The organism is Streptomyces sp. ActVer, from assembly GCF_027270795.1.
In the GTDB taxonomy this organism is placed as follows: Bacteria; Actinomycetota; Actinomycetes; order Streptomycetales; family Streptomycetaceae; genus Streptomyces; species Streptomyces umbrinus_A.
The window spans coordinates 18,887-31,709 of the sequence record NZ_JAPWHT010000070.1; the positions used below are offsets into that span (position 1 = coordinate 18,887).

Annotated in this window: 11 protein-coding genes and 1 pseudogene; 6 read left to right on the forward strand and 6 right to left on the reverse strand. The window is 70.7% G+C overall.

Features of this window, described 5'->3' with window-relative positions; genetic code table 11:
* Together O3Q52_RS14495 and O3Q52_RS14500 are read left to right on the forward strand one after the other, a co-directional pair.
* Positions 1 to 369, forward strand: a complete 369-nt coding sequence (locus O3Q52_RS14495; RefSeq protein ID WP_269649202.1) for a hypothetical protein — start codon at positions 1 to 3, stop codon at positions 367 to 369.
* A 249-nt stretch (positions 370 to 618) separates the two neighbouring features.
* Positions 619 to 1,404, forward strand: coding sequence for a spermidine synthase (locus O3Q52_RS14500; RefSeq protein WP_269649203.1), 786 nt, complete (start codon positions 619 to 621; stop codon positions 1,402 to 1,404).
* Between the two features lie 175 nt (positions 1,405 to 1,579).
* On the opposite strand, the gene O3Q52_RS14505 is transcribed toward O3Q52_RS14500, so the two are convergent.
* Entirely contained in the window at positions 1,580 to 2,125 is a 546-nt protein-coding gene (locus tag O3Q52_RS14505) for a hypothetical protein (protein WP_269649191.1), read from the reverse strand.
* A gap of 110 nt (positions 2,126 to 2,235) precedes the next feature.
* On the opposite strand from O3Q52_RS14505, the gene O3Q52_RS14510 reads away from it, so the two are divergent.
* The 3 genes from O3Q52_RS14510 (at position 2,236) to O3Q52_RS14520 (ending at position 5,956) form a co-directional block, all read left to right on the forward strand.
* Positions 2,236 to 2,949, forward strand: coding sequence for a response regulator transcription factor (locus O3Q52_RS14510; protein WP_269649192.1), 714 nt, complete (start codon positions 2,236 to 2,238; stop codon positions 2,947 to 2,949).
* Positions 2,946 to 4,349: a HAMP domain-containing sensor histidine kinase gene (locus O3Q52_RS14515; RefSeq protein WP_269649193.1), complete on the forward strand. Its 1,404-nt coding sequence runs from the start codon at positions 2,946 to 2,948 to the stop codon at positions 4,347 to 4,349. The genes O3Q52_RS14510 and O3Q52_RS14515 overlap by 4 nt, the downstream gene beginning before the upstream one ends.
* A gap of 134 nt (positions 4,350 to 4,483) precedes the next feature.
* Positions 4,484 to 5,956 carry a cellulose binding domain-containing protein gene (locus tag O3Q52_RS14520; RefSeq protein WP_269649194.1) on the forward strand — a complete coding sequence of 491 codons (1,473 nt, stop codon included), beginning with the start codon at positions 4,484 to 4,486 and terminating at the stop codon, positions 5,954 to 5,956.
* A gap of 167 nt (positions 5,957 to 6,123) precedes the next feature.
* Here the strand turns inward: O3Q52_RS14520 and O3Q52_RS14525 are convergent, their stop codons facing one another.
* The 4 genes from O3Q52_RS14525 to O3Q52_RS14540 form a co-directional block, all read right to left on the reverse strand.
* Positions 6,124 to 7,554, reverse strand: coding sequence for a GH1 family beta-glucosidase (locus tag O3Q52_RS14525; RefSeq protein ID WP_269649195.1), 1,431 nt, complete (start codon positions 7,552 to 7,554; stop codon positions 6,124 to 6,126).
* Positions 7,555 to 7,714: 160 nt separating this feature from the next.
* A complete protein-coding gene (locus O3Q52_RS14530; RefSeq protein WP_269649196.1) occupies positions 7,715 to 8,629 on the reverse strand; it encodes a carbohydrate ABC transporter permease in 915 nt (304 codons plus the stop codon).
* On the reverse strand, positions 8,626 to 9,654 hold the full coding sequence (locus tag O3Q52_RS14535; protein WP_269649198.1) for a carbohydrate ABC transporter permease: 1,029 nt from the start codon (positions 9,652 to 9,654) through the stop codon (positions 8,626 to 8,628). The genes O3Q52_RS14530 and O3Q52_RS14535 overlap by 4 nt, the downstream gene beginning before the upstream one ends.
* Positions 9,651 to 10,973 carry an ABC transporter substrate-binding protein gene (locus tag O3Q52_RS14540; RefSeq protein WP_269649199.1) on the reverse strand — a complete coding sequence of 441 codons (1,323 nt, stop codon included), beginning with the start codon at positions 10,971 to 10,973 and terminating at the stop codon, positions 9,651 to 9,653. The genes O3Q52_RS14535 and O3Q52_RS14540 overlap by 4 nt, the downstream gene beginning before the upstream one ends.
* A 530-nt stretch (positions 10,974 to 11,503) precedes the next feature.
* Between O3Q52_RS14540 and O3Q52_RS14545 the strand changes: the two genes are divergently transcribed.
* A complete protein-coding gene (locus O3Q52_RS14545) occupies positions 11,504 to 12,559 on the forward strand; it encodes a LacI family DNA-binding transcriptional regulator (RefSeq protein ID WP_189843357.1) in 1,056 nt (351 codons plus the stop codon).
* A gap of 57 nt (positions 12,560 to 12,616) precedes the next feature.
* On the opposite strand, the pseudogene O3Q52_RS14550 reads toward O3Q52_RS14545, so the two are convergent.
* Positions 12,617 to 12,823: pseudogene (locus O3Q52_RS14550) on the reverse strand (serine/threonine protein kinase); the annotation flags it as partial.

Genomic DNA, 12,823 nt, shown 5'->3' on the forward strand with positions numbered 1-12,823 from the left:
ATGGAGAGCAGGCAGAGCGTCGATCCTTGTGATCTCGTGACCGTCCCCGCTCGGCAGGGGCTGGAGGCGGTCGACATCCTGCGGCGCGGTGCGTCGGCGGAGGCCGTCGGTCCCGTCCTGCACGACGACAGTTGCGACACGCTCGGCTTTTTGGTGCCGTCGGGGACGGCTTCTGCCTGGGACGTCCCGGGCAGTACGTGTACGCAGACCGACGGGCGGGGTCTTCGGCTGGCGCCGGAGCCGCCGGTCGAGGGGTCGGACTGGCTGCTTCCCCCCGGGGAGGCGGACCTGGCGACGGATCCTGCGGTTCTGCGGGCCGCGTTGGGGGAGGCGGCTCGTCTGATCGAGGCTGCGGACAACTGCCGTTGAGGTTTGGCGGGGGGTTCGGGGGGCTTGCGGTTCCTATTTGTCTGCGGGCCCGTGGGGGCTGGTCGCGCAGTTCCCCGCGCCCCTTAAAGGCACGGGGTCTGCTGTCGCTGAGCCGGACTGTCTGGGGCCGTCGATAATGGGGGGATGGCGAGGGCTAAGAACAAGCGGGCGGACGACAAGCGGGGCGGTGACAGACGTGTTGCTGCTTCGGCCGTCGTCGAGAGTGTGGACGGGGGGCTTGCCGAGCTCATGCCCGACCGGGATCGGGTGCGCGCCTGGACGCTGCTCATCGACGGGGCCCCGCAGTCGCACGTCGACCTCGACGACCCCTCCTACCTGAGCTTCGAGTACCAGCGCCGGCTCGGGCACGTCATCGATCTCGTCGCCCCGCCCGGCAGGCCCGTACAGGTCGTGCATCTCGGCGGGGGTGCCTTCACCCTCGCCCGGTACGTGGCCGCCACCCGGCCCCGCTCCACCCAGCAGGTCGTCGAACGTGACGCGGCGCTCGTCCAACTGGTCCGCCGCGAACTGCCGTTGGACCCGAACGCCCGGATCCGCCTACGTTCCGTCGACGCGCGCGAAGGGCTCGCCAAGGTGCCGGACGGCTGGGCGGACCTGGTCATCGCGGACGTGTTCAGCGGGGCACGGACCCCCGCGCACCTGACGTCGGGCGAGTTCCTCACCGACGTCCGCCGGGTCGTCAACGCCGGTGGCATGTACGCCGCCAACCTCGCAGACGGTCCGCCCCTCGCGCACCTGCGCGGCCAGATCGCCACCGCCGCCGGGGTCTTCCCCGAACTCGCCCTCATCGCCGACCCGACGGTCCTGCGCGGCAAACGATTCGGCAACGCCGTCCTGGTCGCCTCGGCCGTCCCCCTCCCCGTACCCGAACTGACCCGCCGCGCCGCCTCCGACCCCCACCCGGCAAGAGTCGAACACGGCAAGTCACTGCGAGACTTCACCGGCGGAGCAGCCCCGGTCACGGACGCGGCGGCGGTCGCTTCACCAGCGCCCCCGCCGTCGGTTTTTCGGTAGGAATGTCCCGGCAACCATTTCGACCAAGGGGGACGAACGCGCCCTTCAGGGGCGCGGGGCTGTGACATTGTGCGGCTCCGCCGCGATGGGGGTCCCCCCGCTCGAGCGAAGCCGAGAGTGGGGGAGCGACCAGCCCAAGCGCACCCGCAGACGAACAACGAGCTCCGCAGATCACTCAGTAATCGTTGATAGAAACCCGCGGCGCAGAGTCATGCCACGTACAGAACACCGAGACCCGATCCGCCCCCGCCGAGAACTCCACCCGAATCCACGTCTCGGTCTTCCACACCTGCATCGACCACCCGGACGCGGGTGTCGCGGACACCAGCGACGCGTACGACGTGCCGAGGTCGAACACGACCCGGCCCCCATCGGTGTCGTAACTCTTCACTTCACCCGAGGCACCCGCGCCAGAAGTGGCACCCGTCGACTTCGAGGGCGAAGGCGAGGAAGGGGGCGAGGACGAAGCGGGGGCGGAGGGCGAACGCCCCGCACTCGGCTCGCGGCTCTTCGACGGCCCGGGCCCGGACTCGGGCCGACTGGTGGAGGAGGCAAGCGGCTTCGCGCCCTGCTCGGTCGCCCCTTCGGCCGTGATCGGCAGCGCGCGCGGCGGGTCGTACGCCGTCCCCGCCATCACCGTGTGGACACCCCACCACGACAGCGTGACCGCCGCGCCCGTGGCGAGCGACCAAGCCAAGCCGTGTACGAGTCCTCTGAGCATCGCGGGCCATACTGCCCCACGCGCCCCACGCATGTCCCCTGTCGATGCTGCCCGGACGGTTATCCACAGGCCCCGGACCGGCCCAGCCCGTATGGCGTACGGTGCGGGCCATGGCAAGTGTGCTCGTGGTCGAGGACGACCAGTTCGTGCGCTCGGCCCTCATCCGGCATCTGACCGAGGCCGCGCACACGGTGCGCAGTGTCGGTACGGCACTTGAGGCGCTGCGCGAGGTCGCCCATTTCCGTTTCGACGTCGTGATCCTGGATCTCGGCCTGCCCGACCTGGACGGGTCGGAGGCGCTGAAGATGCTGCGCGGCATCACCGACGTGCCCGTGATCGTCGCGACCGCGAGGGACGACGAGACGGAGATCGTGCGGCTGCTGAACGACGGCGCGGACGACTATCTGACCAAGCCGTTCTCGGTCGAGCACCTGGCGGCACGCATGGCGGCGGTGCTGCGCCGCGCCCGGTCCTCGGCCGGGGAGGCCCCGCCGTCGCCGGAGATCCGCGTCGGCGGTCTGTCCATCGACCCGCTGCGCCGCCAGGCCGAGCTGGACGGCGTACGACTCGATCTGACCCGGCGCGAGTTCGACCTGCTGGCCTTCCTCGCCGGACGGCCCGGGGTCGTCGTGGCCCGCAAGGAACTGCTCGCCGAGGTGTGGCAGCAGTCGTACGGGGACGACCAGACCATCGACGTCCATCTGTCCTGGCTGCGACGGAAGCTGGGCGAGACGGCGGCCCGCCCGCGCTATCTGCACACCCTGCGCGGGGTCGGGGTGAAGCTGGAGCCGCCAGGGCCGTCGGGCATGGAGCCGCCGCGATGAGATGGGCACTGGTCAAGGTCTGTGTTGCCGTCACCACCATGGTCGTGGTGGCCTTCGCGGTGCCGCTCGGGCTGGTCATCAGGGAGATGGCGAGGGACCGCGCGTTCTCGAACGCCGAGCGGGAGGCCGCGGCCATCGCCCCCGCCCTCTCCATCACCACCGACCGGGGCCAGCTGGAGCGGGTCGTCGCCTCGGCGGGCTCGGACGCGGGGATGGCCGTCCACATACCCGCGAGCGACGGGGTGGAGGCGGTCGACCTCGGGCGGCAGCGCGCCGTCGGCAAGGACATCGCCACCACCCGGAAGCTGGGCCGGGCCTCCACCGCGGAGGTCTCCGGCGGCTCCACGCTGCTCCAGCCCGTCGCGCTGAGCTCGGGCAAGATCGCCGTCGTCGAGGTGTACGTGCCGGAGTCGGACGTCACCAACGGCGTGGCCACGGCCTGGGCCGTGCTCGCCGGGGTCGGCATCGCGCTCATCTTCGGCTCGGTGGCGGTGGCCGACCGGCTCGGCGTGCGGATGGTGAAGCCCGCCCGGCGACTGGTGGAGAGCGCGCACGAACTGGGGGAGGGGAAGCTGGGCGCCCGGGTGCCCGAGGAGGGGCCGACCGAACTGCGGCTCGCGGCGGTCGCCTTCAACTCCATGGCCGACCAGGTCGTCCAACTGCTCGCGAACGAGCGGGAGTTGGCGGCCGACCTCTCGCACCGGCTGCGTACGCCGCTGACCGTGCTGCGGCTGAACGCGGCCTCGCTGGGGGACGGGCCGGCCGCCGAGCAGACCCGGGCCGCCGTCGCGCAGCTGGAGCGCGAGGTCGACACGATCATCCGGACAGCCCGGGACGCCAAGCCGCAGACCGCGGCGATAGGCGTGGGCGGCGGGTGCGACGCGGCCGAGGTCGTCCGGGAGCGGATGGACTTCTGGTCGGCGCTCGCGGAGGACGAGGGGCGCAAGGTGCGGGTGGCCGGCGTCGACCGGCCGGTACGGATACCCGTGGCCCGCGCCGACCTGGTGGCCGCGCTCGACGCGCTGCTCGGGAACGTCTTCCGGCACACGGCCGAGGGCACGGCCTTCGCGGTCGACGTGCACAACGGCGAGGACGCCGTCATCGTGCTCGTCTCGGACGCGGGCCCGGGCATCACCGACCCCGAGGCTGCGATGGCACGGGGCGGCGGATCGGGCAGCGACGGCTCGACCGGGCTCGGGCTCGACATCGTGCGCCGGCTCGCGGAGTCGACGGGCGGGGACGTACGGATCGGGCGCTCCGTCCTGGGTGGGACCGAGGTGCGGATCTGGATCCAGCTCGACGGCCGGGAGCCGGAGAGGCGAGGTCACCGGGGCTCGGTGCGCCGCCGCCGATCGGCCAAATTGGTCTCGACCTTTAACCGGTCCCGATCCCTTCCTTAAGCGCACCCTAAGATCCCCAACCCCCGTCCGGATCAGGCCGTTTGCCCGTTTCCGGCTCGCTAGCGTGCTGCCGCACCCCACCCCCCTCCCGTGACCCCCTCGGGGACTCCCGGAACAGCGAAGGCAGGCACGCGATGAGCACCCATCGGCGCACGGTCAACGGCAGGAACAAGGCGATCGGAGGCGTGGTCGCCGCGGCCGTGGTCGGCGGTGGAGCCCTCGTGTTCTCCGGTACGGCGCAGGCGGCCGGGGTCGGCGCCGCCTACACCAGGACCAGCGACTGGTCGACCGGGTACACCGCGCAGTACGTCGTCACCAACGACACCGGCGCGGCGAAGACGGACTGGACGCTGGAGTTCGACCTGCCGTCCGGGGCCGAACTGGGCTCCCTGTGGAACGGCGAGTCGAGCGTGAGCGGCCGGCACGTCACCGTGAAGCCTCCCGCCTGGGACAAGGACGGGCTGGCCAAGGGCGAGTCGGTGACGGTCGGCTTCGTGGTGAACGGCTCCGGCACCCCCACCGGCTGTCTCATCGACGACGCCAAGTGCTCGGTCGACGACGGAGCGACCCCGGAACCGACCGGCCGCCCGACGGAGACGGAGACGGGGACGGAGACTGGGACGCCGAAACCCACCGCGACTCCCACGGCCACCCCCTCCCAGACCGCGAGTCCCACCGCCTCGCCCTCGGAGTCCACCGACGGCGGCACGGCGGCCACCGCCGGCTTCGCGCCCTACGTCGACACCTCCCTCTACCCCGCCTTCGACCTGGTCGCCGCCGCGACGGCCACCGGTGTGAAGGACTACAACCTCGCCTTCGTCACGGACGGCGGCGGCTGCACCCCCAAGTGGGGCGGCGTGACGGACCTCGGCGCGGACGCGGTCGCCGCGCAGATCGGCGCCCTGCGCGCCAAGGGCGGCGACGTCCGCGTCTCCTTCGGCGGCGCGGCCGGCTCGGAACTGGCCCTGAACTGCTCCTCGGCGGACGCCCTCGCGGCGGCGTACGAGAAGGTGGTGGACGCGTACAAGCTCACGAAGGTCGACTTCGACGTCGAGGGCGGCGCGCTCCCCGACACGGCGGCGAACACGCGCCGGGCGAAGGCGATAGCCACGCTCCAGGCCGAACACCCGGACCTGGACGTCTCGTTCACCCTCCCCGTGATGCCCGAGGGGCTCACCCAGGACGGCGTGAACCTGCTCGCCGACGCCAAGTCGAACGGCGTCGGCATCGACACGGTCAACATCATGGCGATGGACTACGGCCCGGCGTACAGCGGCGACATGGGCACCTACGCCGAGCAGGCCGCGACGGCGACGCAGGCGCAGATCAAGGGAGTTCTGGGCCTGTCCGAGTCCGCGGCCTGGAAGGCGGTCGCCGTCACCCCGATGATCGGTGTCAACGACGTGGTGACGGAGATCTTCAAGGTCGACGACGCCACCCAGCTCGTGGACTTCGCCAAGTCGAAGGGGATCGGCTGGCTCTCCATGTGGTCCGCCACCCGCGACAAGCAGTGCCCCGGCGGCACCAAGCCCTCCGCCGACGCGACCTGCAGCTCGATCCTCCAGGACCCCCAGGCCTTCTCGAAGGCCTTCGCCGCCTACAAGTAGCCCGACCAGCGCCCCCGTAGGTAGCCCAACCAGCCATCTCCGCACGGGGGTCACGCGCCCCGGCCGGCCTTCCCCCCACCCGGCCGGGGTTCGCGGAGGGGCGCGGCACTCCCCTCACAGTGCCGCGCCCCGTCCCCCGCCCGTCCGTGTCCCCCCTGGGGGAAGGGCTATTCGGTCGTGTTCACCGACGGAAGCGCCCCCGTCCGCGCCGCCTCGCCGTACCAGAGGGCGCTCGACTTCGGCGTACGGGCCTGGGTCGCGTAGTCCACGTACACCGCGCCGAAGCGCTTGTCGTAGCCGTACGCCCACTCGAAGTTGTCCATCAGGGACCACAGGTAGTAGCCGCGGACGTCCGCGCCGTCGGTGATCGCCCGGCGAACGGCCGACAGATGGCCGTGGAGATAGGCGATGCGCTCCGGGTCGTGGACGCGACCGTCCGGGTCCGGCTTGTCGTCGTACGCGGCGCCGTTCTCGGTGATGTAGAGGGGGAGCCCGGGAGCCTCCGTCGTGTAGCGCATGATCAGCTCGTGCAGGCCCGTCGGGTCGATGGTCCAGCCCATCTCCGTACGCTCGCCCGGGGTCTGATGGAACATCACGTCGTCCGCGCCCGGCCACGGCGAGTGTTCGCTCGCCCCGTGGCCGTCCGCGCGCGGGCCGTCCGGGGCGGTCTCGGCGGCGCCGACCAGCGTCGGCGTGTAGTAGTTGAGGCCGAGAGCGTCCAACGGCTGGTTGATCAGGGCGAGATCGCCGTCCAGGACGTACGACCAGTCCGTGACCGACGACGTGGCGGTCAGCAGGGTCTCCGGGTACGCGCCGTGCAGCATCGGGCCGTGGAAGATGCCGTTGGCCAGGTCGTCGATGCGCCGGACCGCCACCAGGTCCGCCGGGTCCTGCGAACGCGGCCTGACCACCGAGGAGTTGAGGCTCACCGCGATGCTGTTGCGGGCCGGCATCGCGGTGCGCAGCGCCGAAGTCCCGAGCCCGTGCGCCAGGTTGAGGTGGTGCGCGGCACGCAGGGAGGCCTCCGGGTCCGTACGGCCGGGGGCGTGCACGCCGGATCCGTACCCCAGGAACGCGCTGCACCAGGGCTCGTTGAGCGTGATCCACTGCTCGACGCGGTCGCCCAGCGCCTCGCCGACGATCTGCGCGTACTCGGCGAACCGCAGCGCGGTGTCGCGCTCGGGCCAGCCGCCCGCGTCCTCCAGCTCCTGGGGGAGGTCCCAGTGGTAGAGGGTGAGCGCGGGCTTGATGTTGTGGGAGAGCAGCTCGTCGACCAGACGGCGGTAGAAGTCCAGGCCGCGCTGGACGGCGGGACCGCGGCCCGTCGGCTGCACCCGGGACCACGACACCGAGAAGCGGTACGCGGTCAGCCCGAGCTCCGCCATGAGGGCCACGTCGTCGCGGTACAGGTGGTAATGGTCGTTGGCGATGTCGCCGTTCTCGCCACCGGCCGTCTTGCCGGGCGTGTGACTGAAGGTGTCCCAGATCGAGGGCGTACGGCCGTCCTCCCGCACCGCCCCCTCGATCTGGTACGCGGAGGTGGCCGCGCCCCAGAGAAAGGCGGGCGGGAAGGTCACGGGCGTTGCGGGCTCAGGCATGGAAGCGCTCCCATGGGAGGAAAGGTCGTCGGAGACCTGGGGATATGGGGTCGGAGGGGGGAAGGAGGGGCCGAGGCAGCGGCGGCTCGGCCCCTTCGGCCAGGCGTCTGGCCAGGCGCCGCAGGGGTCGGCTCCGTCGGGCGGAGCCAGGCGCGGCGGGTCAGCCCTTGATCGCGCCCTGCATGATCCCGCCCACGATCTGCTTGCCGAACAGCAGGAAGGCGATGAGCAGTGGCAGGGTGCCGAGGAGCGCGCCCGCCATGATCACCGCCTGGTCGGGGACATAGCCGGTGCCGAGCGAGTTGAGGGCCACCTGCACGGTGGGGTTCTGCTGGTTGAGCGCGATGATCGGCCACAGGAAGTCGTTCCAGGCCATCACGAACGTCAGCAGCCCGAGCACGGCCATCGCCGGCCGCGCCGCCGGGAAGACGACGTGCCACACGACGCGCAGACTGCTCGCGCCGTCCACCCGCGCCGCCTCGATCAGCTCGCTGGGCAGCGCCTGTACCAGGTACTGGCGCATGAAGAACGTACCGAAGGCGCTGACCAGGGTGGGCAGGATGACCGTCTGCAGCTGGTTGGACCAGCCCAGCTCGCTCATCCACAAGTACAGCGGTACGACCGCCAGTTGCGGCGGGATCATCATCGTGCCGATGGTCAGCAGCAGCAGAAGGCTGGAGAACCTGAACCGCAGCTTGGCGAAGGCGAACCCGGCGAGCGTGGAGAACAGGACCGTACCGACGGTGATGGTCCCGGCGACGATCGTGCTGTTGAGCATCGCGGTGCCGAGGGCCGCCTCGTTCCACGCGGCCTCCAGGTTCTTGAACAGGTTCCCGCCGATCCACAGCGGCGGTGGCGTCTCGGCGAGCCGCTGGTTGGTGCGCGAGGCCGCGACCACCGTCCACAGCAGCGGCGCCAGCGACACGAGGGCGAAGACGGCCAGGACGACGTACGTGACCGGTCCCGCGTGCAGTTGCTTGCCCGCACCGAGCAGCCGGCGGCGCCCGGTGCCGCCCGGGCCGCTCTTCTCCGCCGCATCCTTCACCTGAGGGGGTGTCAGTTCACTTGTGGTCATTGTGACTTCCTCAGCCGTCGGGTGATCAGCAGGTTGATCGCGGCCACGATCAGCAGGATCAGGAACATCGTCCAGGCGATCGCGGACGCCTTGCCGAGGTTGCCGATGATCCAGCCCTGGTCGTACATGTACAGGCCGAGCGTCTGGTACTGGTGCTCGGAGCCGCCCTTGGAGCCGCTGGCCCCGCCGAACAGGAGCGGTTCACCGAACAGCTGTGTCGCGCCGATCGTGGAGACGACCACCGTGAACAGGATCGTCGGCCGCAGCATCGGGATCGTCACATGGCGGAACTGCTGCCAGCGGCCGGCACCGTCCAGGGCCGCCGACTCGTACAGGTCGGAGGGGATCGCCTGCATCGCCGCGAGGTAGATCAGGGCGTTGTAGCCGGTCCACCGCCAGATCACGATCGACGAGACGGCGAACTGCGAACCCCAGGTGGACTCACGCCAGTTGACCGGGTCGACCCCGACGAAGCCCAGCAGCCAGTTGATCATGCCGCCGTCCCAGGAGTACAGCAGCACGAACACCAGGGTCGCCGCCGCCACCGAGGTGGCGTACGGGGTGAGCATCACGACCCGCCACACGGTGGAGCCACGCAGCTTGTAGTTGAGCAGGTGCGCGATGCCGATCGCCATGATCAGCTGCGGCACGGTCGAGATCACACCGATGGTGAAGGTGTTCTGCAGCGCTCCCCAGAAGAAGTCCGAGGACATCAGGTTCTTGTAGTTGTCCAGGCCCACCCAGGTCTGCTGGTCCAGGTTGGACAGCTGCACGTTGTGCAGTGAGTACCAGGCCGTGTACAGCAGCGGGATGAGCCCGAAGGCGCCGAAGAAGATGAAGAAGGGGGCGATGAACGCGTACGGCGACGCCTTCATGTCCCAGCGGTACAGTCGGCTGCGCCAGGAGCCGGGGCCCGGGGGCGGTGTACCGCGACCGTGAGCACGGCGCGCCGCGCCCGGCTGGGAGCCGGGCCCGCCGTCGGCGCTCGACGCGGATCGCGCGAGAGCCTGCTTGGAGCTGGTCACTGGCCGAGCACGTCCTTGATCTCCTTGTTGGCCGCGTCCCAGCCCTGGTCGGGGGTCTTGCCCTTCTGCTCGACCTGAAGGATGCCGATGTCCGTGATGGCGGTGCCGATCGGCTGGTCCTTGACGCCGAAGATCTGCGTCGGGATGGTCTTCGCCGAGTCGGAGAAGATCTGCGTGATCGGCGCGTCCGAGAAGAACGCCGTCGTGGCGGCCTGCGGCTTCAGACTCGGGTACGCAGCCGGGATCGACGGGAAGCTCGCCTGCTTGGCGAAGACCTTCGCCTGCTGCTCGGGGGCGGTCAGCCACTTCGCCAGCGCGATGGCCTCCTTCTGCTGCTTGCCCGCCGTGGGCACACCGACGAACGCACCACCCCAGTTGGCCGCGGTGGGTGCCGCCGCGATGTCCCACTTGCCCTTGCCGGCGTCACCGGACTTCTCCTGGATGTAGCCGATCATCCAGGCGGGGCAGGCCACCGTCGCGAACTTGGCGTTGGCGAAGGCCTGGTCCCACGGCTTGTCGAACTGCTTCAGCTTCGCCGACATGTCACTGGTCGCCACCTCCATCGAGGCGTCCCAGGCCTTCTTCACGCCTGTGGACTTGTCCCAGATGACGTTGCCGTCCGCGTCGTAGTAGCGCTGGCTCTCGCCACCGAGCGCCGCGTTGTAGACCGAGGAGGCGGAGTCCACGAACTTGGTGCCCTTCGGCGCCTTCTTCATGTACTCCTTGCCGACGTCGACGTACTTGGACCAGTCGCCCTTCCACTGCTCGGCGAGCTTGGTGCGGTCCGTCTCCAGACCTGCCGCCTTGAAGAGGTCCTTGCGGTAGCAGACCGCCATCGGACCGATGTCGGTGCCGAGCCCGATGGTCTTGCCGTCCTTGGTGGTGGCCTGCGCCGTCTTCCAGTCCAGCCACTGGGACTTGTCGACTTCCTTGCCGAGGTCGACGAACTTGTCGGCCTGGGTCTGCACCGCCTCGGCGATGTTGCCGATCTCGATCGCCTGGAGGTCGTCGGTACCGGAACCGGCCTGCAGACGGGTGAGCGTCTTCGGCCAGTACACGTCGGTACGGGTGGTGACGTTCTCCTTGATCGTGATGTCCGGGTTCTTCTTCATGTACTCGTCGTAGAGGCCGGCCTGCTTGTAGCCGAAGACACCGAAGGTGCCGATGGTGAGCGTGGTCTTGCCACCGCCGCTACCGCCGTCCGAGTTCGACGAGCCGTCGTCCGAGTCCTCGGCGCAGCCGGCGAGCAGCCCCGTCGTCAGCGCGGCGACGGCCGCGAGGGCCATCAGCCTGCGGGACCCGCGGGTACTCGTGCGCATTGCGTCCTCCTGTTGCCTGACGTGCCGACCCCCCGGCCAACTGCATTGTTGGGCCCGTTAGTTCACGCTGCGGCTCGGGCGGGGAACGTGCGGGATGTGTATGTGTCAGGTACTGTGGGAGCGCTCCCACAGGTGATGTGTTGAAGGTTCGTCGCTCGGCGCGGGGGTGTCAAGGGAGAGGGCATAGAGATATGTCTTCAGTTATCGGGCTGTTAGCTAACGGAGGTTGGGTTCGGGAGAGTAGGTCTCCGACGGTTTCGGGACGGCCTCGGGAAGGCGCCGGATCGGCCTCGGAGTGGCCTCCGTCGCGGACGGGTCGCGGGCGCGTCCAGGACGCGGCGCGGACGCGGCGAGGCTCTGGGACGGACCACCCCCGGGTGGCCCCGGGGGAGTACGGCCGGGGTGCCGGCCGGGGTGCCGGGGAGTACGGCCGGAGTGCGGAGGCCCGGACTCCGGGAGCCCGGTCCCGATCACGACTGTTACATTCCAGGCCAAGCACGGTGAGAGCCGTGCCGGACGGGAGGCGGACCATGGCAGTCCACGGAGCGCGTAGCCGGAGCGGCGGACGGCCGACCCTCGAAGAGGTCGCCGCGCGCGCCGGTGTGGGCCGCGGCACGGTCTCCCGCGTGATCAACGGCTCCCCGAGGGTCAGCGACGCCACCCGCGCGGCCGTCGAGGCGGCGGTCGCGGAGCTGGGATACGTGCCCAACACGGCGGCCCGCGCCCTCGCCGCCAACCGTACGGACGCGATCGCCCTGGTCGTCCCCGAGCCCGAGACCCGCTTCTTCGCCGAGCCGTACTTCTCCGACATGCTGCGCGGAGTGGGCGCGGCGCTCTCCGACACCGAGCTGCAGCTCCTGCTGATCTTCGCGGGCAGCGACCGGGAGCGGCGCCGGCTGGCCCAGTACCTGGCGGCGCACCGGGTGGACGGGGTCCTGCTGGTCTCGGTCCACGCGGACGACCCGCTGCCCGACCTGCTGGCCCAGCTGGAGATCCCGGCGGTGATCAGCGGCCGGCGCTCGGCCGACGAGACGCTGCCGTCGGTGGACTCGGACAACTTCGGCGGCGGCCGGTTCGCCGTGGAACACCTGATCGCCCAGGGCCGGCAGACCATAGCCCACCTGGCGGGACGCCTCGACGTCTTCGGTGCCCAGCGCCGTGTCGACGGCTACCGCGAGGCGCTGCGCGAGGCGGGGCGAGAGGTCGACGACCGGCTCATCGTCCCCGGTGACTTCACGGAGGAGGGCGGCCGCCGGGCGATGAAGGAGCTGCTCGCCGTCTGCCCGACCCTGGACGCGGTCTTCGCCGGCTCCGACGTGATGGCGGCCGGCGCCCGTCAGGTCCTGCGCGAGGCGGGCCGCCGCATACCCGACGACGTGGCCCTCGTCGGCTACGACGACTCGGCCATCGCCCGCCACATGGACCCGCCCCTGACGAGCGTGCGCCAGCCGATCGAGGACATGGGCCGCGCGATGCTCGGCCTCCTGATCGACGAGATCGCGGACCGCCGCCCGGCGGTGTCCCGGGGGCTGGAGAGGCGCCAGCTGGTTCTTCCCACGGAACTGGTGGCGCGGGCGTCTTCGTAGGGGGGAGGGGCGCGGTTCCCGGGTGGTGCAGATCCTCGCGTGTTCCCGGGTGGTGCCCTACCGGGTGAGGGACCAGACCGCCCAGGCGACCAGGCCCGCGCCGACGAGCACCATGGCGGCGGACACCGGCCGAGGCAGTGGCTTCCGGGACCGCGGCTGCGGCCGTGGCCGCAGCTGTGGCTGTGCCGCGCCCGCGCCAGGCGGTCCGGCAGGGGTCGGCCGCCCGTACGCCCCTGTCTGCCCGGGCGGTTGAAACGGAGCCAC

What these genes read in the sequence shown, in the direction of transcription:
- O3Q52_RS14495 (WP_269649202.1), top strand. Translation starts at nt 1, where the DNA reads ATGGAGAGCAGGCAGAGCGTCGATCCTTGTGATCTCGTGACCGTCCCC.
- O3Q52_RS14525 (WP_269649195.1), bottom strand. Translation starts at nt 7,554, where the DNA reads ATGCCTGAGCCCGCAACGCCCGTGACCTTCCCGCCCGCCTTTCTCTGG.
- O3Q52_RS14500 (WP_269649203.1), top strand. Translation starts at nt 619, where the DNA reads ATGCCCGACCGGGATCGGGTGCGCGCCTGGACGCTGCTCATCGACGGG.
- O3Q52_RS14540 (WP_269649199.1), bottom strand. Translation starts at nt 10,973, where the DNA reads ATGCGCACGAGTACCCGCGGGTCCCGCAGGCTGATGGCCCTCGCGGCC.
- O3Q52_RS14505 (WP_269649191.1), bottom strand. Translation starts at nt 2,125, where the DNA reads ATGCTCAGAGGACTCGTACACGGCTTGGCTTGGTCGCTCGCCACGGGC.
- O3Q52_RS14520 (WP_269649194.1), top strand. Translation starts at nt 4,484, where the DNA reads ATGAGCACCCATCGGCGCACGGTCAACGGCAGGAACAAGGCGATCGGA.
- O3Q52_RS14530 (WP_269649196.1), bottom strand. Translation starts at nt 8,629, where the DNA reads ATGACCACAAGTGAACTGACACCCCCTCAGGTGAAGGATGCGGCGGAG.
- O3Q52_RS14515 (WP_269649193.1), top strand. Translation starts at nt 2,946, where the DNA reads ATGAGATGGGCACTGGTCAAGGTCTGTGTTGCCGTCACCACCATGGTC.
- O3Q52_RS14545 (WP_189843357.1), top strand. Translation starts at nt 11,504, where the DNA reads ATGGCAGTCCACGGAGCGCGTAGCCGGAGCGGCGGACGGCCGACCCTC.
- O3Q52_RS14510 (WP_269649192.1), top strand. Translation starts at nt 2,236, where the DNA reads ATGGCAAGTGTGCTCGTGGTCGAGGACGACCAGTTCGTGCGCTCGGCC.